15 protein-coding genes are annotated in these 17,451 nt (G+C 62.7%); 11 read left to right on the top strand and 4 right to left on the bottom strand.

The genetic code is table 11. From position 1 onward, the window contains the following. Nucleotides 1-130 precede the first annotated feature (130 nt). Together kynU and HBR93_RS20910 are read left to right on the top strand one after the other, a co-directional pair. Nucleotides 131-1,381 carry a kynureninase gene (gene kynU, locus HBR93_RS20915; protein WP_169960994.1) on the top strand — a complete coding sequence of 417 codons (1,251 nt, stop codon included), beginning with the start codon at nucleotides 131-133 and terminating at the stop codon, nucleotides 1,379-1,381. A 178-nt stretch (nucleotides 1,382-1,559) separates the two neighbouring features. Further along, complete coding sequence (locus HBR93_RS20910; RefSeq protein WP_057439312.1) at nucleotides 1,560-2,966, top strand: amino acid permease; 1,407 nt, start codon at nucleotides 1,560-1,562, stop codon at nucleotides 2,964-2,966. On the opposite strand, the gene HBR93_RS20905 is transcribed toward HBR93_RS20910, so the two are convergent. Further along, nucleotides 2,912-3,808 (bottom strand): LysR substrate-binding domain-containing protein, encoded by an 897-nt coding sequence (locus tag HBR93_RS20905; RefSeq protein ID WP_169960993.1) that lies wholly within the window; start codon nucleotides 3,806-3,808, stop codon nucleotides 2,912-2,914. The two genes, HBR93_RS20910 and HBR93_RS20905, sit on opposite strands and share 55 nt — an antisense overlap. Before the next feature lie 190 nt (nucleotides 3,809-3,998). Between HBR93_RS20905 and HBR93_RS20900 the strand changes: the two genes are divergently transcribed. From HBR93_RS20900 to HBR93_RS20885, 4 genes are all read left to right on the top strand, one after another. Then, the gene (locus tag HBR93_RS20900) at nucleotides 3,999-4,763 is read left to right on the top strand and encodes a sulfite exporter TauE/SafE family protein (RefSeq protein WP_169960992.1); all 765 of its coding nucleotides are present in this window, start codon (nucleotides 3,999-4,001) and stop codon (nucleotides 4,761-4,763) included. A 123-nt stretch (nucleotides 4,764-4,886) separates the two neighbouring features. Then, nucleotides 4,887-5,477 (top strand): NAD(P)H-dependent oxidoreductase, encoded by a 591-nt coding sequence (locus HBR93_RS20895; protein WP_115127335.1) that lies wholly within the window; start codon nucleotides 4,887-4,889, stop codon nucleotides 5,475-5,477. Between the two features lie 41 nt (nucleotides 5,478-5,518). After that, on the top strand, nucleotides 5,519-6,415 hold the full coding sequence (locus HBR93_RS20890; protein ID WP_169960991.1) for a LysR family transcriptional regulator: 897 nt from the start codon (nucleotides 5,519-5,521) through the stop codon (nucleotides 6,413-6,415). A 76-nt stretch (nucleotides 6,416-6,491) separates the two neighbouring features. Continuing rightward, nucleotides 6,492-7,937, top strand: a complete 1,446-nt coding sequence (locus HBR93_RS20885; RefSeq protein ID WP_057960617.1) for a SulP family inorganic anion transporter — start codon at nucleotides 6,492-6,494, stop codon at nucleotides 7,935-7,937. Nucleotides 7,938-7,961: 24 nt separating this feature from the next. On the opposite strand, the gene HBR93_RS20880 is transcribed toward HBR93_RS20885, so the two are convergent. Further along, nucleotides 7,962-8,345, bottom strand: coding sequence for a lysozyme inhibitor LprI family protein (locus HBR93_RS20880; RefSeq protein ID WP_169960990.1), 384 nt, complete (start codon nucleotides 8,343-8,345; stop codon nucleotides 7,962-7,964). Nucleotides 8,346-8,540: 195 nt separating this feature from the next. On the opposite strand from HBR93_RS20880, the gene HBR93_RS20875 reads away from it, so the two are divergent. The 5 genes from HBR93_RS20875 to HBR93_RS20855 all read left to right on the top strand — a co-directional run bounded on the left by HBR93_RS20875 (nucleotide 8,541) and on the right by HBR93_RS20855 (nucleotide 13,233). Further along, a complete protein-coding gene (locus HBR93_RS20875) occupies nucleotides 8,541-9,944 on the top strand; it encodes a gluconate:H+ symporter (RefSeq protein ID WP_057440211.1) in 1,404 nt (467 codons plus the stop codon). Nucleotides 9,945-9,970: 26 nt separating this feature from the next. Then, nucleotides 9,971-10,831 (top strand): MurR/RpiR family transcriptional regulator, encoded by an 861-nt coding sequence (locus tag HBR93_RS20870; protein ID WP_115127338.1) that lies wholly within the window; start codon nucleotides 9,971-9,973, stop codon nucleotides 10,829-10,831. Between the two features lies 1 nt (nucleotide 10,832). Next, a complete protein-coding gene (locus tag HBR93_RS20865; RefSeq protein ID WP_169960989.1) occupies nucleotides 10,833-12,296 on the top strand; it encodes a D-aminoacylase in 1,464 nt (487 codons plus the stop codon). Nucleotides 12,297-12,403: 107 nt separating this feature from the next. Further along, a complete protein-coding gene (locus HBR93_RS20860; protein WP_120731516.1) occupies nucleotides 12,404-12,775 on the top strand; it encodes a DUF6543 domain-containing protein in 372 nt (123 codons plus the stop codon). Nucleotides 12,776-12,864: 89 nt separating this feature from the next. Then, a complete protein-coding gene (locus HBR93_RS20855; protein WP_057960612.1) occupies nucleotides 12,865-13,233 on the top strand; it encodes a glyoxalase superfamily protein in 369 nt (122 codons plus the stop codon). Nucleotides 13,234-13,389: 156 nt separating this feature from the next. Here the strand turns inward: HBR93_RS20855 and HBR93_RS20850 are convergent, their stop codons facing one another. Then, on the bottom strand, nucleotides 13,390-15,309 hold the full coding sequence (locus HBR93_RS20850) for a methyl-accepting chemotaxis protein (protein ID WP_169960988.1): 1,920 nt from the start codon (nucleotides 15,307-15,309) through the stop codon (nucleotides 13,390-13,392). 318 nt (nucleotides 15,310-15,627) lie between these two features. Beyond that, nucleotides 15,628-17,448, bottom strand: coding sequence for a CocE/NonD family hydrolase (locus HBR93_RS20845; protein WP_169961002.1), 1,821 nt, complete (start codon nucleotides 17,446-17,448; stop codon nucleotides 15,628-15,630). Between the last annotated feature and the right edge of the window lie 3 nt (nucleotides 17,449-17,451).

Here is a 17,451-nt window from a genome sequence, read left to right as displayed (position 1 = left end):
CCGCGTATTTAGAGGTTAAATTCGAATTTCCTACAGCTTATTAAGCCAGTTGTAGCGCACTTTGCACGAAAATTCTGCAAATCTTCGTTCATTATTTGGTCCATCGTCATCTATAAAAACAGGACTTTCCATGACCAGCCGAACTCATTGCCAGACCCTCGACGCCCAAGACCCGCTGGCGCCCCTGCGCGATCAATTCGCCCTGCCGGAAGGGGTGATCTACCTCGATGGCAACTCCCTCGGCGCACGTCCGGTGGCGGCACTGGAACGGGCACAAGCGGTGATTGCCGAGGAGTGGGGCAATGGTTTGATCCGCAGCTGGAACAGCGCCGGCTGGGCCGACCTGTCCCAGCGCCTGGGTAACCGCCTGGCGCCGCTGATCGGTGCGGGCGAGGCTGAAGTGGTGATTACCGATACCACCTCGATCAACCTGTTTAAAGTGCTCAGCGCCGCCTTGAGCGTGCAGCGCCAACGCCAGCCGCAGCGCAAGGTGATTGTCAGCGAGGCAAGCAACTTCCCCACCGACCTGTACATCGCCGAAGGCCTGGCGGGGCTGTTGCAACAGGGCTACAGCCTGCGCCTGGTGAACAGCCCCGACGAACTGCCGGCGGCCATCGACCAGGACACCGCCGTGGTGATGATCACCCACGTCAACTACAAGACCGGCTACATGCACGACATGCAAGCGCTGACCGCCCTGAGCCATGAATGCGGCGCGCTGGCGATCTGGGACTTGGCGCACTCGGCGGGCGCGGTGCCGATTGACCTGCACCAGGCCGGCGCCGACTACGCCATTGGCTGCACCTATAAATACCTCAACGGCGGCCCGGGTTCCCAGGCGTTTGTCTGGGTCAACCCGGCGCTGGTGGAGTTGGTGACGCAGCCGTTGTCGGGCTGGTTCGGCCATAGCCGCCAGTTCGCCATGGAGTCCAACTACGTGGCCGGCAAGGGCATCACCCGCTACCTGTGCGGCACCCAGCCGATCACCTCGCTGGCGATGGTCGAGTGCGGGCTGGATATCTTCGCCCAGACCGACATGGCCAGCCTGCGCCGCAAATCCCTGGCGCTCACCGACCTGTTTATCGAGCTGGTACAAAGCCGCTGCGCGGCCCATGACCTGACGTTGATCACCCCGCTCGAGCATGCCAAGCGCGGCAGTCATGTGAGCTTTGAACACCCCGAAGGCTACGCCATTGTCCAGGCCCTGATCGCCCGTGGCGTGATTGGTGATTACCGTGAGCCGAAGATCATGCGCTTTGGCTTCACCCCGCTGTACACCAGCTTCACGGAGGTGTGGGATGCGGTAGAAATCCTTGGCGAAATCCTCGATGAGAAATCCTGGGACCAGCCGCAATTCAAGGTGCGCCACAGTGTCACCTGAGTAAACACCGAACCCAATGTGGGAGCGGGCTTGCTCGCGATAGCGGCGGGTCAGTCAAAGAATCTGGTGACTGACCCACCGCTATCGCGAGCAAGCCCGCTCCCACAGGGGGACAGTGTTCCCATCGAGATGGATATCGGCCAAAAAAGTGCAATCACAATAATAAAGGGGCACGCACGTGACCACGCCAGACAACGGCTTTGCAGCAATCACCAACCGCGAACTGGGCCTGCGGCGCCAGCTCACTTCCGGGCAGATGAGCATGATCGCTATCGGTGGCGCCATCGGCACCGGGCTGTTTATGGGCAGCGCCTATGCCATCGGCTATGCCGGGCCCAGCGTGCTGGTCAGCTACGCCATCGGCGCGTTGATCACCCTGCTGTTGATGGGCTGCCTGGCGGAAATGACGGTGGCCCATTCCACCTCCGGCTCTTTTGGCGCCTATGCCGAGTTCTATATCAGCCCCCTGGCCGGGTTCCTGGTGCGCTATGCCTATTGGGCGGCGATTGTGCTGGCGGTGGGCGCCGAGGTCACGGCGGTGGCGATGTACATGAAGTACTGGTTCGCCAACGTGCCGGAATGGGTGTGGATCGTCTCGTTCTCCAGCGTGCTGATCGTGCTTAACGCCATCAGCGTCAAGACCTTCGGCAACTTCGAATACTGGTTTTCGACGATCAAGATCAGCGCGATTGTCGGCTTTATCATCCTTGCGGTGTATGTGGTGTTCGGCTCTGGCAACCCGGATTACGGGGTGCAGAACTACACGGCCCACGGCGGGTTTTTCCCCAATGGCCTGAGTGGCATGTGGATCGCGGTGATTGTGTCGATCTTCAGCTACCTGAGCGTGGAGATGATCGCGGTGGCGGCGGGTGAAGCGGCTGACCCGGAGCAGGCGGTGAAAAAAGCCTTCCGCGCGACGATTGTGCGGCTGGTGGTGTTCTACCTGCTGACCTTGGCGCTGATGCTGGCCATCGTGCCGTGGAACCAGTCCGGGCAGAGCCAGAGCCCGTTTGTCACGGTGATGCAGACCATCGGCATTCCCGGCGCCACCGGGGTGATGAACTTCGTGATCCTGATTGCCGCGCTGTCGGCCATGAACAGCCAGCTCTACATCACCACGCGCATGATGTTCAGCCTGTCCCGCGCCGGCTTTGCGCCAAAATCCATGGGCGCACTGAGCAAGAGCGGGATCCCGCTCAATGCCCTGTTGCTGTCCAGTTCGGGCATCGCCTTGGCGACCCTGCTCAACGTGGTGTACCCGGAAAGCTCCTTCACCTTGATGATGGCCATCTCGATGTTTGGCGCGATCTTCACCTGGTTCATGATCTTCCTCACGCACCTGTTCTTCCGCCGCTACCGCAAGCGCCACGGCGGGCCGAAGTTGTCCTTCCAACTGCGGCTGTTTCCCTACAGCACGCTGCTGGGGCTGGTGCTGATGGGCGCGGTGATGATCACCACGTACTTCACCGAGGCGTTCAAGATGACCCTGGTGTTTGGCGTGCCGTTCCTGCTGATTCTCTCGGTGGTGTATTACGTGTTTTTCCGCAAAGGCACGGACAAGGCATCGAGCAAGGCCTTGGCGTAAGCCGGCAATTGCTCGAACGAACGCGCGCACAACAGCAGTCTGCGACAGGCCCAGTCTTCCGTCAGGGGCTGGGCCTGGAATGGCTGCGTGTGGGGCCAGCGCTGTAACGCGGCCAGCGGCACGATTCCCAGGCCCGCGCCACGGGCGACCATGCGCATCACCCCATCAAAGCCATCGGCCCGCACCCGGGTCTGCAAGCGAAAACCCGCGTGCAGCGCCTGTTCCTCCAGGTACACCGCCAACGCGCTGTCGGCGGCCAGGCCTACATAGTCGTAGGGCAGGCTGTCGATAAAACTCACTGCGCCGGCCGTCAGTGGGTGGCCTGTCGGCAGGATCAGCACCAACGGGTCGTCGCGAAATGGCCGGGTCTGCAAGCCGTGGCTGTCCACTGCATCGGAAATAATCCCCAGGTCCGCCGCGCCCTGGCGCAAGGCATGGGTGATGCGCAGGCTGGGCAGTTCCTGCAGGTCGATATCGAGGTTGGGGTGGGTGCAGAGAAAATCCGCCAGCAACTCCGGCAGGTATTCGCTGAGGGCGGTGGTGTTGCACAGCAGGCGCACCTGGCCTTTGACGCCGTTGGCGTACTCCGCCAGCTCCTGTTGCAGACGTTCGGCCTGTTGCAACAGCAGGCGTGCGTGGCGGGCCAGGGCGTTGCCGGCGGCCGTCGGGGTCACGCCACGGCGGCCGCGCTGCAGGAACTCGACGCCCAGTGAAGCCTCCATTGCGCGAATGCGCGCACTGGCGGCGGCCAGGGATAGGTGGCCGCGGGCGGCGCCGGCGGTGATGTTGCCGGTATCGAGGATGTGCAGGTAGAGGCGCAGGTCGATCAGGTCAAAGTGCATGGCTGGGGTTCTCGGGTGCCTGGACGGGCCTTATCGCAGGCAAGCCAGCTCCCACATTTGGAAGGGTGAACACATTCAGAATGTGGGAGCTGGCTTGCCTGCGATAGCGGTCTAAGCCTCACGCAAAACAAGAGGCTGCCTCAGTATATGGCGAATTTCCAACCCTACTCCAAACCCGCAAACTCCCCCCATGACAACCTTCCTCGCGTTCTACCAAGACCTCGGCCCAGCCCTGACCCTGCTGGTGATCGGCACCTTCCTGCTGGCCGGCACCGTCAAGGGCGTGATTGGCCTGGGCCTGCCCACCGTCGCCATGGGCCTGCTCGGCCTGGCTATGTTGCCGGCGCAGGCTGCGGCCCTGCTGATCATCCCTTCGGCCATCACCAACCTCTGGCAACTGACCTTCGGTGGGCACTTGGGCGCACTGAGCAAACGCCTGTGGCCCATGCTGCTGCTGATTTTTCTGGGGACCGGGCTCGGTTCGCTGTGGCTGGGCATGGACGGCGGTCCCTGGGTGGTGCGGGCCTTGGGCGGGGCGTTGCTGGTGTATGCGCTATGCGGGCTGTTGCTGCCGACGTTGCGCGTGCCCGTCGGCAGCGAGCGCTGGCTGGGCCCGCTGTGTGGTCTGCTGACGGGGATCGTCACTTCGGCCACCGGCGTCTTCGTGATCCCGGCCGTACCCTACTTGCAAGCACTGGGCTTGCACCGTGACCAACTGGTGCAGGCGCTGGGCCTGTCCTTCAGCGTGTCTACCCTGGCCCTGGCCGCCGGGTTGTTCTGGCACGGCAACCTCGGGGCCGGCGAACTGAATGCCTCGCTGCTGGCGTTGGTGCCGGCGCTGCTGGGCATGTGGCTGGGGCAAAAGCTGCGCCAGTGCATCAGTGCTGTGCTGTTCAAGCGCGTGTTTTTTATGGGCATGGCGGCCCTGGGCGGGCACCTGCTGATAGGTGGTTGAGGCAATAATCAGATGGTCACTCGTGCCTGAAGGTCAAAAGTGTTTTGCCGGTCCGTGGCTTACTCACCCGAGGGGTTGCCCGTAGCCTGCGCTCATCCATTTTCAACCTTCAGGTACAACCCCATGAAAAAAGTTCTGTTGCTCAACGGCGGCAAGAAATTCGCCCACTCCGATGGCCGCTACAACAACACCCTGCATGATGCGGCGCTGGCCGTGCTGGACCGGGGTGGGCTCGACGTGAAAGTCACCCATATCGACGCCGGCTACGACGTGGCCGAAGAAGTCGCCAAGTTCCTCTGGGCCGACGTGATCATCTACCAGATGCCCGGCTGGTGGATGGGCGCCCCATGGATCGTCAAGAAGTACATCGACGAAGTCTTCACCGAAGGCCACGGCAGCCTGTACGCCAGCGATGGCCGCACCCGTTCCGATGCGTCGCAGAAGTACGGCAGCGGCGGCCTGATCCAGGGCAAGCAGTACATGTTGTCGCTGACCTGGAATGCACCACAGGCAGCATTCGATGACCCGAGCGACTTCTTCGAAGCCAAGGGCGTGGATGCGGTGTACTTCCCGTTCCACAAGGCCAACCAGTTCCTTGGTATGAGTGGCCTGCCGACGTTCCTGTGTGTGGACGTGATGAAGCGCCCCTCCATCGAGGCTGATGTGCTGCGCTACGAGCAGCATCTGGCCCAGGTGTTTAACCTGACGCTGTAATACGGCTAGTATCCACGCAGCCGTATTCACGAGGATTCACGTTGAAAGCCCGATCCGATGAGCTACAGATCTTCGTCTGCGTGATTGAATGCGGTTCGATTTCCGCTGCCGCCGAACAAGTCGGGCAGACGCCTTCGGCGGTCAGCCGCACTTTGTCGCGGCTCGAAGCCAAGCTCGACACCACCCTGATCAACCGCACCACGCGGCGCATGGACCTGACCGAAGAGGGCAAGTACTTTTTCGAGCAGGCCAAGCTGATCCTGGAGCAGATGGACGAGCTGGAAGAGCGCCTGTCGTCACGGCAGAAAACCCCGTCCGGGCGCTTGCGGATCAACGCCGCCTCGCCGTTCATGCTGCATGCCATCGTGCCGTACGTCGCCGAGTTCCGCCGCCTGTACCCGGATATCCAGCTGGAGCTCAACAGCAACGACCTGATCATCGACCTGCTGGAACAGAGCACCGACATTGCTATCCGCATCGGTGCCCTGGCGGATTCGACCCTGCATGCCCGCTCCCTGGGCTGCAGCCCGCTGCATATCCTCGCCAGCCCGGCGTACCTTGAGCAGCACGGCACGCCAACCACAGTGGCGGACCTGGCCAATCACACCTTGCTCGGCTTTACCCAGACCGAAACCCTCAACCACTGGCCGCTGCGCCATGTGCAGGGCGACCGCTGGCAGATCGAGCCGGGCATTGCTGCGTCCAGCGGGGAAACCCTGCGCCAACTGGCGTTGGAGGGGCAGGGGATTGCCTGCCTGTCGCACTTCATGACCATCGAAGACATCAACGCCGGCCGCCTGCAGTCGATCCTGACACCGTTCAACAGTGGCTATCGCCAACCGATCAACGCGGTGTACTACCGCAACTCGCAGTTGGCCCTGCGTATCCAGTGCTTTTTGGACTTTATCCAGGAAAAGCTCGCGCGCTACGCCTGTTGACCGGCTCCTACTGGTCCGGTGTGGTGGTTTTCCGTACCATCGCCCCCTCATTTCCCGCAACGCCCCCGGTAAACCCATGAAGCTCTCTCGTCTGCGCGCCGACGCCCTGGCCGGACTCACCACGTCTTTTGCCTTGCTGCCCGAATGTATCGCCTTTGCCCTGGTGGCCCACCTCAACCCGCTGATGGGCCTGTATGGCGCCTTTATCATCTGCACCTTGACCGCGTTGTTCGGCGGCCGGCCGGGGATGGTCTCGGGGGCGGCGGGGTCGATGGCGGTGGTGATCGTCGCGCTGGTGGTGCAACACGGCGTGGAGTACCTGCTGGCGACGGTGTTGCTCGGCGGCCTGATCATGATTGCCTTCGGCCTGCTGCGCCTGGGCAAGCTGGTGCGTATGGTGCCGCACCCGGTGATGCTCGGTTTCGTCAACGGCCTGGCGATCATCATCGCCCTGGCGCAACTGGAACATTTCAAGAGCGGTGAGACCTGGCTCAGTGGCACGCCGTTGTATGTGATGACGGGGTTGGTGGTGGCGACCATGGCCATCGTCTACCTGCTGCCCCGCCTGACCCGCGCGGTGCCGCCGGCGCTGGTGGCGATTCTTGGTGTGGGGCTGGCGGTGTACCTGCTGGGCTTGCCCACCCGCACGCTGGGCGATATGGCCCATATCGCCGGCGGCCTGCCGACTTTTGCCCTGCCGCAGATCCCCTGGACCCTGGAAACCCTGGGCATCATCGCGCCTTACGCTTTCCTGATGGCCATGGTCGGGCTGCTGGAAACCCTGTTGACCCTCAACCTCACCGACGAAATCACCGAGACCCGTGGTTACCCCGACCGCGAAAGCGTGGCCCTGGGTGCGGCGAATATGGTCAGTGGGGTGTTTGGCGGCATGGGTGGCTGCGCGATGATCGGGCAGACGGTGATCAACCTCAGCTCGGGCGGACGCGGGCGTTTCTCCGGGGTGTTTGCCGGGGTGATGATCCTGCTGTTTATTTTGTTCCTGTCGCCGCTGATCGAGCGCATTCCCCTGGCGGCGCTGGTGGGGGTGATGTTTGTGGTGTCCCAGCAGACGTTTGCCTGGGCGTCGCTGCGGGTGATCAACAAAGTGCCGCTCAATGACGTGTTGGTGATCATCGCGGTGACGGTGATCACGGTGTTCACCGACCTGGCCACGGCAGTGCTGTGCGGGATTGTGATTGCCGCGCTCAACTTTGCCTGGCAGCAGGCGCGGGAGTTGTACGCCGATGAACATCTGGAGGCCGATGGCAGCAAGCTCTACCGGCTGCACGGCACCCTGTTCTTTGCCTCGACCACACCCTTTCTGAACCAGTTCGACCCGGCCAACGATCCGGCCCAGGTAACGCTGGATTGCCGTCACCTGAGTTTTGTCGACTATTCAGCGATTGCTGCGTTGATGACCCTGCGCGAACGCTACAGCAAGGCCGGCAAGCACCTGCGGGTGCTGCATTTGTCGGAGCGCTGCAAGAAGCTGCTCAAGCGCGCGCGGGTGCAGCACGACTGATCCTGCAGGTGTAGGCGAGGGGGGTTATGGGCCGACGAGGTTTTCCAGTTCATCGGCGCGGGTCTGGGTCATGTCCAGCACACAACCCGAGCCGTTGACTTGATCAATGCTGCCGCCGGTCGCGGAGCCGGCGAAGGCGCAATTGGCATCCCGGTATTTGATCCACAGGCGCTGTACATCTTGCAGTTGCTGCCTGCGTGGGCCTTGCTGGGCCTGCAGTGCGGTTTGGTAGGCGCTGTTCAGGCGCTTGTCCTGCACCTTGGTTTCCTGGGCGTTGCAGCCGACCATCGCGGCCGTGGTGTTGGCGGCGTCCAGGCACTTTTGCAAGGCCGGGCTGCTGTCGGCGGCCGTAGCGGTGCCGGACAAGGCCAGCAGTAACGCGCTGAGGGCAAGGGTTCTACGGTTCATGACGGGCTTCCTGAAGATGATTCGGTGTGCAATCTGAGACCGGACAGTGGCCGTTGAGTTTCCCGCATTGGGCCCGGCCTGCATGTAAGAACGATCCCCTGATTTTCATCCTGAGTCTGCGGGCATGTCCCAAAGCGACAGCGCTTATCTGTGGGCGAAAATTACTTTCATAAAATTTGAAAATGCTCCTCGGTAATGATTTATGAGTTTCACAACCAATTCGACGTGACCCTTTCCGAGGAGTACCGCATGGCCGCATCACCGGGCGTCTGGCTGTTGGCATACGCTGCCATCGCCATCATTGCATTGATCGTGCTGATTGCACGTTACCGGCTCAACCCGTTTATCGTCATCACCCTGGTGTCCATCGGCCTGGCGCTGCTGGCCGGGATGCCGGCGGATACGATCATGGGTTCCTACGAGGCGGGGGTCGGCAAGACCCTGGGGCATATCGCGCTGGTGGTGGCCCTGGGCACCATGCTCGGCAAGATGATGGCCGAGTCCGGCGGCGCCGAGCAGGTGGCGCGCACCCTGATCAACCGTTTCGGCGAGCGCAATGCCCACTGGGCCATGGTGTGCATTGCCTTCCTGGTGGGGCTGCCGCTGTTTTTCGAGGTCGGTTTTGTATTGCTGGTGCCGATTGCCTTTACCGTGGCCCGGCGCGTGGGCGTGTCGATCCTGATGGTCGGTTTGCCGATGGTCGCCGGTCTGTCGGTGGTGCATGCCCTGGTGCCGCCACACCCGGCGGCAATGATGGCGGTGCTGGCGTATAACGCCTCGGTCGGGCAAACCGTGTTGTATGCGATTTTGATCGGCATCCCCACCGCGATCATCGCCGGCCCGGTGTACGCCAAGTTCATCGTGCCGCGCATCCACCTGCCCGCCGAAAACCCGCTGGAACGCCAGTTTATCGAGCGCGAACCGCGCACCCGCCTGCCGAGCTTCGGCCTGACCATGGGCACCATCCTGTTGCCAGTGGTGCTGATGATGATCGGTGGTTGGGCCAACCTGATCTCCACGCCCGGCAGCGGCTTCAACCAGTTCCTGTTGTTTATCGGGAACTCGGTGATCGCCTTGCTGTTGGCGACCCTGGTCAGCTTCTGGACCCTGGGCCTGGCCCAGGGCTTCAACCGCGAGTCGATCCTCAAGTTCACCAACGAGTGCCTGGCGCCCACCGCCAGCATCACCCTGCTGGTGGGCGCGGGCGGCGGCTTGAACCGGATCCTGGTGGACGCCGGCGTGACCCATGAAATCCTCGGCATGGCCAACGCCTTCAACCTGTCGCCACTGGTGATGGGCTGGTTGTTTGCCGCGCTGATGCGCATCGCCACCGGCTCGGCCACCGTGGCCATGACCACCGCGTCGGGCGTTGTCGCCCCGGTGGCCCTGGGCCTGGGTTATCCACACCCGGAATTGCTGGTGCTGGCGACCGGTGCCGGTTCGGTGATCTTTTCCCACGTCAACGACGGCGGCTTCTGGCTGATCAAGGAATACTTCAATATGACGGTGATCCAGACCTTCAAGACTTGGACCGTACTGGAGACTTTGATTTCGCTGGTCGCCTTCGGTCTGACCTACGGCCTGTCTCTTGTTTTATGAGCCTCATCCTGTAACCCGGAGACCCCATGGACATCCTCTACCAGATCCGCGCCCGCCAGGATTCCTTCAGCGCTGGCGAAGGGCGTATCGCCCGGCTGATGCTCGATGATGTGGGTTTTGCCGCATCCGCCAGCCTGGAAGAGTTGTCCCAGCGGGCCGAGGTCAGCACCGCGACCTTGTCGCGCTTTGCCCGCAGCGTCGGCTGCCGTGATTTGCGCGACCTGCGCCTGCAACTGGCCCAGGCCAGCGGTGTGGGCAGTCGCTTCCTCGACCCGGCGGGGTTGCCCGAGCAGTCGGCGTTTCATCGGCAGATCCTCGGCGATATCGAAGGGACGCTGCGCCAGCACCTGTCCGGCTTCAACCAGGCCGATTTTGTCGATGCGGTGAACCTGCTGGGCAAGGCGCGGATGATCCACGCCTTTGGCATGGGCGGCCCCTCGAGCCTGTGCAGCGAAGAGTTGCAGGTGCGGCTGGTGCGCCTGGGCTATCCGATTGCCGCCTGCCGCGATCCGGTGATGATGCGGGTCACGGCCGCCACATTGAGTGCCGAGCACGCCCTGATTGTCTGCTCCCTGACCGGCCTCACGCCCGAGTTGCTGGGCGTGGTGGAACTGGCCCGCAACTATGGCGCACGGATTGTCGCCATCACCCTGGCCGACTCGCCGCTGGCGCAGTTGGCCGACGTGCTGCTGCCGCTGCAACCGGCCGAAACCAGTTTTATCTACAAGCCCACGGCGGCGCGCTACGGCATGCTGCTGGCCATTGATTTGCTCGCCACTGAACTGGCCCTGGTCATGCCGGACGACAACCAGGAACGCCTGCGCCGGATCAAGCTGGCCCTGGACGACTATCGCGGCGGCCCTGACAGCCTGCCGCTGGGAGATTGAGATGAAGTACCACACGCTGATTCGCCAGGCGCTGATCATTGATGGCAGCAACACGCCGGGGTATCTCGCTGACGTGGGGCTGCGCGCGGGGCGTATCGAGAAGATCGGCGACTTGTCGGCGGCCCAGGGCGAGCATGAGATCCAAGCCGGTGGCCGTGTACTGGCGCCGGGTTTTATCGACGTCCACACCCACGATGACACGGTGGTGATCCGCCAGCCGCAGATGCTGCCCAAGCTCAGCCAGGGCGTGACCACGGTGATCGTCGGCAACTGCGGCATCAGCGCCTCGCCGGTCAGCCTGCGTGGCGATCCGCCAGACCCGATGAACCTGCTGGGCAATGCCGAGGCGTTTGCCTATCCGCGTTTCCTCGATTACCGCGCGGCGGTGGAAAACGCTCACCCGGCCCTCAACGTCGCGGCATTGATTGGCCATACCGCTTTGCGCAGCAACCATATGGACGACCTGCACCGCACCGCCACTGCCACCGAAATCGCGGCGATGCGCGAGCAACTGCAGGAAAGCCTCGAAGCGGGCGCCCTCGGCTTGTCCACCGGCCTGGCCTACGCCAGCGCGTTCAACGCCGACACCGACGAAGTGCTGCAATTGAGTGAAGAACTGACGGCGTTTGGCGCGGTGTACACCACCCATCTGCGCAGTGAATTCGAGCCGGTGCTGGAGGCCATGGACGAGGCGTTTCTGATCGGCCGTCATGCCCAGGCACCGGTGATTATTTCCCACCTCAAATGTGCCGGCGCCGGCAACTGGGGGCGCAGCCCGCAATTGCTGGCGTCCCTGGAGCAGGCGGCGAAGACCCATCCGGTGGGCTGCGATTGTTATCCCTATGCCGCCAGTTCCTCGACCCTGGACCTCAAGCAAGTCACCGATGCCTTCCGCATCACCATCACCTGGTCCACGCCGCACCCGGAAGTGGGCGGGCGTGACTTGCAGGACATCGCCGCCGAGTGGGGTGTATCCCTGCTGGACGCTGCCCGTCGCCTGCAACCGGCGGGGGCGGTGTACTACGGAATGGATGAGGCCGATGTGCAACGCATCCTTGCCCATCCGCTGTCGATGGTGGGCTCCGACGGCTTGCCGGAAGACCCGTTCCCCCATCCGCGCTTGTGGGGCGCATTCCCGCGGGTACTCGGACATTTCAGTCGTGACCTGGGACTTTTCCCGCTGCACACAGCGGTACACAAAATGACCGGCTTGTCGGCCGCGCGCTTTGGCCTGGCCGAGCGCGGGGAAATCCGCGAGGGGCATTGGGCCGACCTGGTGCTGTTCGACCCGTTGCGGATAAGGGATGTGGCGGACTTCAAGGACCCGCAACGTGCCGCCGAGGGCATTGATGGGGTGTGGGTCAATGGTGTGTTGAGCTACTGCGACGGGCAAGCGAACGGCCAGCGGGCGGGGCGCTTCCTGGCGCGCAGTGGTGATTTGCGGCGGGGTTTTGCCCAGGTGTGACAGGCCATAAGGTGTGTCAGATTGTGCTCAATGAGGGCTTACAAAACGCAGGTTGTGGCTGTGGGAGCGCTATCTAAGATGGACGGGACTTCTTACGGAGAGCCTGTATGCACAATCAATATGATAGCGTCAGTCATTTCGGTAACCCATCCATCTTCACTGCCTCGGTGCGCGTCGGTGACCATACGGGCGAAGCTAATGTGCCAGCCGCCAACACGCTGGCCACCTTTCCTTTTCCCCGGGATACGATCAAAGGCTGGATCCAGGAAAAAGTCTGGAACCTGACCCATCAATGGATCGACCCTGACAAGGTCTACCTGCATAAATTCTCGTCCGCCAACAGCACGCACAGCAGTGGCGCGGTGACCGGCTGGGCGCACAGCGGCACGCCCGAGTCCTCCATGACCCTCACCGAGGCGGTCGCCAGCGATTTCTTTTCGGCGCAGCGCTATGGCACCGCCGGCAAGGCCCACGGTTGAATCCAGCCTCGACTGGCGTTCACAGCACGCTCGCCTTGGGGTAGGGTGGTGGCCTGACAACAGGACGTTTTGTGGATTTGGAGAGCCTTATGCAGTTAGGAAAAGTCACCCCCATCCTGCGGATTTTCGACGAGGCCAAGGCGCTGGAGTTCTACGTCGACTTCCTGGGATTCAAGGTGGATTGGCAGCATCGGTTCGAAGCGAATTTTCCGTTGTACCTGCAAGTGTCGCTGGGCGAGTGCGTGCTGCATCTATCCGAGCACCATGGCGACGCCTCGCCGGGCGCGGCGGTGCGGATCCAGGCACCAGGGGTGGATGGGTTCCAGCAGCAATTGCAGGCCAAGAATTATCGCTTTGCCAAGCCGGGCGTCGAGGAAACACCCTGGGGCTCGCGGGAGATGAGCATCAAGGACCCGTTTGGTAATCGGCTGGTGTTTGTCGAGGAAGGCCAGGCCTGATCGACAAATGGCAGGGGCATCAGCCGCTGTTTGTCACACCTCGTAGTGAATGGCCTGCGTGTTTATCACGTCTGGCGATTCCTGCGAGACAGCTTCGATGACCGTCAAGGCCTGAGAAGTGGAGCCGCCCCGGTTTCGGCCGGGGCGGCTTTTTGTTTACACCCGGAAATGGCTGACCATCTGCTGCAACTGGCTGCCCAGTCGTGCCAGTTCGACGCTGGACTTGGCGGTCTCGTCGCTGGCCGTTGCGGTCTGCTCCGACACATCACGCACATTGACGATGCTGCGGCTGATTTCTTCGGCCACGGCGCTTTGCTGTTCGGCGGCGGCGGCGATCTGTTGGTTCATCGACTGGATGTTCGACACCGTACGGGTGATGTTCTCCAGGGAGACGCCGGCCTTGCGGGTCAGTTCGACGCTGCTGTCGGTCAGGCTGCGGCTGTTGTTCATCACCGTGGCCACTTGCTGGGTGCCGTTCTGCAAACCGGCGACCAGGCCTTCGATTTCTTCGGTGGACTTCTGCGTGCGCTGGGCCAGGCCGCGGACCTCGTCGGCGACCACGGCAAACCCACGGCCGGCTTCACCGGCACGTGCGGCTTCGATGGCGGCGTTGAGCGCCAGCAGGTTGGTCTGTTCGGCCACGGCCTTGATCACGTCCATCACACTGCCGATCTTGTTGCTCTCTTGTTGCAGGTGCGCCATGGCGTCGGTGGAACGCGCCACTTCGTCGGCCAGGCGTTCGATCTGGGCGATGGCTTCGGCCACCACCTTGTCGCCTTCGCGGGCCTGGCCATCGGCGGTGGATGCGGCCTGGGAAGCCTGTTCGGCGTTGCGCGCCACTTCCTGCACGGTGGCGGTCATCTCATGCATCGCGGTGGCCACTTGATCGGTCTCGATCTTCTGGCTGTTGACCCCGGCGCTGGTCTGCTCGGTCACGGCCGACAGCTCTTCGGCAGCGCTGGCGATCTGCGTGACGCCGTCGCGGATACCGGAGATCAGCTCGCGCAAGGTGCTGCCCATGCGCTGGATGCCTTGTTGCAGCACGCCCAGCTCATCCCGACGGGTCACCTGGATGTTGTGGCTCAGGTCGCCGGAAGCGATGCGCTCGACCACTGCCAGGGTTTCCTGCAGCGGGCGGGTGATCTGCCGGGTGATGACCAGCGCGGCGATAATCCCCACCAACAGCGCGAGCACGGTGCTGATCAGTTGCAGGCTGCGGGCCTGGACGCTTTCGGCGTCGCGGCGTTGCAGTTGGATGTCATACAGCGCTTCGCTGCGCGACACGATATCGGCGCCCTGCACAGTCATTTCCTGGCGGGCGAGAACGATATTGGCGTTGGCGGCTTTATACGCCTGCAGCGCAGTGCGGTAGGCGCCCAGGGCGTTTTCCAGGGCGGTCAGCTCGGTTTGCTGGGCTTCACCGAACACGTTCTTCAAGCCTTTGAGGCCATTGATCGCCGATTCGATTTGCGCTTCTGCACGGGCTTCGGTGTCTGGGTTGACGTTGCCGGTGTAGCCGCGCACTTCATAGCGCGCCACCTGGAACTCTTCCTTGGCGTGGTTGACGGCTTCGTACTGGGCGAAGCGCTCACTGCTTTCAGGCATCTGCCGCACGCTGCGGTCCAGGGCTGCAATCACCAGGCCGGCTGCGTCGGCGCGTTCGCCCATGGTCTGGCGTGCGGCGTTCCCGTTGCGGTAGGCCTCGCGCATTTTGTTCAGCGACTGCCGGTAGGCGGTGATGGTGTCTTTCTGCTCGTTGAGCAGCTTGAGGTTTTCCGGGCTCTTGAAGCTGTTGACCAACTGTTGCTGCTGCGCGGCAAAACTGTCGAGGGTGGTCTGCACATTCTGCGCCACGGCTTCGTCGCCGTTGGCGAGCATGTACTGCAGGCGCACGATGCGCAGTTTGGTCAGCGATGAATTGAGCTGGGTGATATCGCTCATCCAGTTGCTGCGGTCGATCAGGCTGCCCAGGCTGGTCCAGCCGGTGAGTGCGAGGATCGAGGTGAGCACGAGCACCAGGCCGAAGCCCAGGCCCAGTTTCAAGTTGACGCTGATGTTGCCAAACCATGTATTCATCGAATTCCTCCAGGAACAGATTGCGTGTACATCAGTTGCTGGAAGGTCGCCCAGCCGATGGATAGTCTGGGGATATCGGCAGGCAGGGCGAGAGCTGAAACGGTTTTTTAATCAATGTGGGATTCGTGGATGAGTGGTCACTTTTAAAAAGCTGACTTCCCTTTGTGGCGAGCGGGCTTGCCCGCGTTGGGGGGGCGTAGAGCCATCCCCAGGAGAGGGGACTGCTGCGCAGTCCAACGCGGGCAAGCCCGCTCGCCACAACAAGCCCGCTCGCCACAACAAGCCCGCTCGGCACAACACGGCCGCTGGTCAGGGGGATCAGCTTGTGGGCAGGATCCTCAGGACCAGGCACGACGCCGCATCCCGGCTCAGGTGCAGGCGATTGTGCGCAATGCGCGGATGGCTGGCCTGGCCCTCGTTCTCGCCGCTGTTGGGGTTGACGTCGAAGCGCGGGAAATTGCTACTGGAAATGTCCAAGCGCAGGCGATGGCCTTGTTTGAACAGATTGCAGGTGGCAAATGGCTCGATGTTTACCTTCACCCGCTCGCCGGGTGTCAGCGGTCTGGGCTGCTCCCAATCGTCGCGATAGCGGCAGCGGCGGATGCCGTCGGTGATGTTCATCGCAAAGCCTTCCGGGTAAGCGGCGCTCGGCGGGTAGACATCCACCAGCTTGGCGGTGAAGTCGGTGTCCGGCGCGTCGCTGTCGATCCACAGCTCGATCTGCACCGTCCCGGCGACGATCAGGTCCTCGCTCAGGGGCGCGGTCTGAAAGCTCAGCACATCGTCGCGCTCGCACAGGGGGCCATTGTCACCACGGGTGCCAAAAAAGTCCGGGCGTTCACGCTGGTCGAAGGCGCCGCCGACAAAAATCGGCGCGCCGGATGTCAACGCACCGCCCACGGTCGGCACCGGGTTGGCCGGGTCGGCGTAGTAACCCAACACAGCTTCGTCAGCGCTGGGCGCAACCTCGGTCAATTGCCGTTGCGCATCCAGGTACAAGGTCAGCGACTGGGTGCCAGGCAGTGGCCATTGCTCGCCCTGCAGCCAGCGACCGCCGTGTTGCAGGCGGCCCTGCTCATCCGGCAAACCGCTGCCACCGCCCATCAAGAACACCTGCACCTGGGCTGCCGGTGGCTGCGTCCCGGGCTTGAGGGATTGCTCGAACCATTGCAGGCGACAACTCAACCAATCCTGTGCCACCTGGCCGTCAAACGCGGCCTGGGCGCCGAACTCCACATCGCCGCTATGGCTGATATTGCGGTCACCGTGCAACCACGGCCCCATGATCAACTGTTGCGGCGCGCTGCTGGCGCGGTTGAAGGCGGTGTAGTTGGTCAGGGTCGAGCTGACATAAGCGTCGTACCAACTGGACATGAACAGCACCGGAATGTCCGGCAAGCGCCCGTAGTGACCTTCGGCATAAATTCCCGATTTCTGCCAGTAGGGGCCGAAGGTGCCCTGGGCCCACTGCTCCAGCAGATAGGCTTCGTACTCGGGCACATGACGCAACGGCGATTGGCCCGCCTGCCAGGGCATGCGGCGGAACCATTCATGGATGTCTTCGTCTTCCAGCGCCTGGCGCACCTGTGGGTCGGCCAGGGCGAGCGGGCTTTCTTTGGCCTGGCGAAACGCCCAGGTCGCCTGCTTGAGTTCAAACGCACCGCCCTGGCGAATCCCGCATTGGTAGGCGTTGGCGAAGCCGCCGCTGTCGAGCACCATGCTGCTCAGGCCCGGCGGGTGCAGGCAGGCCATCGCCAGTTGGGTGTGGGCCGCGTAGGACAGGCCCATGCTGCCGATCTTGCCGTTGCACCATGGCTGGCGAACGATCCAGGCCAGGGTGTCGAAACCGTCTTCGCCCTCGGCGGTGTACTTGGTGAACACCCCTTCGGAGGCGTAGCGCCCGCGACAATCCTGGAAGATCGCGACAAACCCCTGGGCGGTAAAACGCGCCGCCATTTGCTCGCGGGAGATGTGCTGGCCGTCGAGCTGTTTTTCCGAGCGCGACGGTTTGCACTTGTCATAGGGCGTACGTTCGATCACCACCGGATACGGCCCTTCGCCGCCCGCCGGCAGGTAGATATCGGTGGCCAGGTGGATGCCGTCGCGCATGGCGATCATCTGGTTGTGCAGGGTTTGCATAGG

Origin of the sequence: Pseudomonas sp. WS 5411, assembly GCF_012985595.1 — a bacterium.
Classification (GTDB): domain Bacteria; phylum Pseudomonadota; class Gammaproteobacteria; order Pseudomonadales; family Pseudomonadaceae; genus Aquipseudomonas; species Aquipseudomonas shahriarae.
This window is presented reverse-complemented; position numbering and strand designations above follow the sequence as displayed.

What these genes read in the sequence shown, in the direction of transcription:
- kynU (WP_169960994.1), top strand. Translation starts at nt 131, where the DNA reads ATGACCAGCCGAACTCATTGCCAGACCCTCGACGCCCAAGACCCGCTG.
- HBR93_RS20905 (WP_169960993.1), bottom strand. Translation starts at nt 3,808, where the DNA reads ATGCACTTTGACCTGATCGACCTGCGCCTCTACCTGCACATCCTCGAT.
- HBR93_RS20900 (WP_169960992.1), top strand. Translation starts at nt 3,999, where the DNA reads ATGACAACCTTCCTCGCGTTCTACCAAGACCTCGGCCCAGCCCTGACC.
- HBR93_RS20895 (WP_115127335.1), top strand. Translation starts at nt 4,887, where the DNA reads ATGAAAAAAGTTCTGTTGCTCAACGGCGGCAAGAAATTCGCCCACTCC.
- HBR93_RS20885 (WP_057960617.1), top strand. Translation starts at nt 6,492, where the DNA reads ATGAAGCTCTCTCGTCTGCGCGCCGACGCCCTGGCCGGACTCACCACG.
- HBR93_RS20880 (WP_169960990.1), bottom strand. Translation starts at nt 8,345, where the DNA reads ATGAACCGTAGAACCCTTGCCCTCAGCGCGTTACTGCTGGCCTTGTCC.
- HBR93_RS20875 (WP_057440211.1), top strand. Translation starts at nt 8,541, where the DNA reads ATGATTTATGAGTTTCACAACCAATTCGACGTGACCCTTTCCGAGGAG.
- HBR93_RS20870 (WP_115127338.1), top strand. Translation starts at nt 9,971, where the DNA reads ATGGACATCCTCTACCAGATCCGCGCCCGCCAGGATTCCTTCAGCGCT.
- HBR93_RS20865 (WP_169960989.1), top strand. Translation starts at nt 10,833, where the DNA reads ATGAAGTACCACACGCTGATTCGCCAGGCGCTGATCATTGATGGCAGC.
- HBR93_RS20860 (WP_120731516.1), top strand. Translation starts at nt 12,404, where the DNA reads ATGCACAATCAATATGATAGCGTCAGTCATTTCGGTAACCCATCCATC.
- HBR93_RS20855 (WP_057960612.1), top strand. Translation starts at nt 12,865, where the DNA reads ATGCAGTTAGGAAAAGTCACCCCCATCCTGCGGATTTTCGACGAGGCC.
- HBR93_RS20850 (WP_169960988.1), bottom strand. Translation starts at nt 15,309, where the DNA reads ATGAATACATGGTTTGGCAACATCAGCGTCAACTTGAAACTGGGCCTG.
- HBR93_RS20845 (WP_169961002.1), bottom strand. Translation starts at nt 17,448, where the DNA reads ATGCAAACCCTGCACAACCAGATGATCGCCATGCGCGACGGCATCCAC.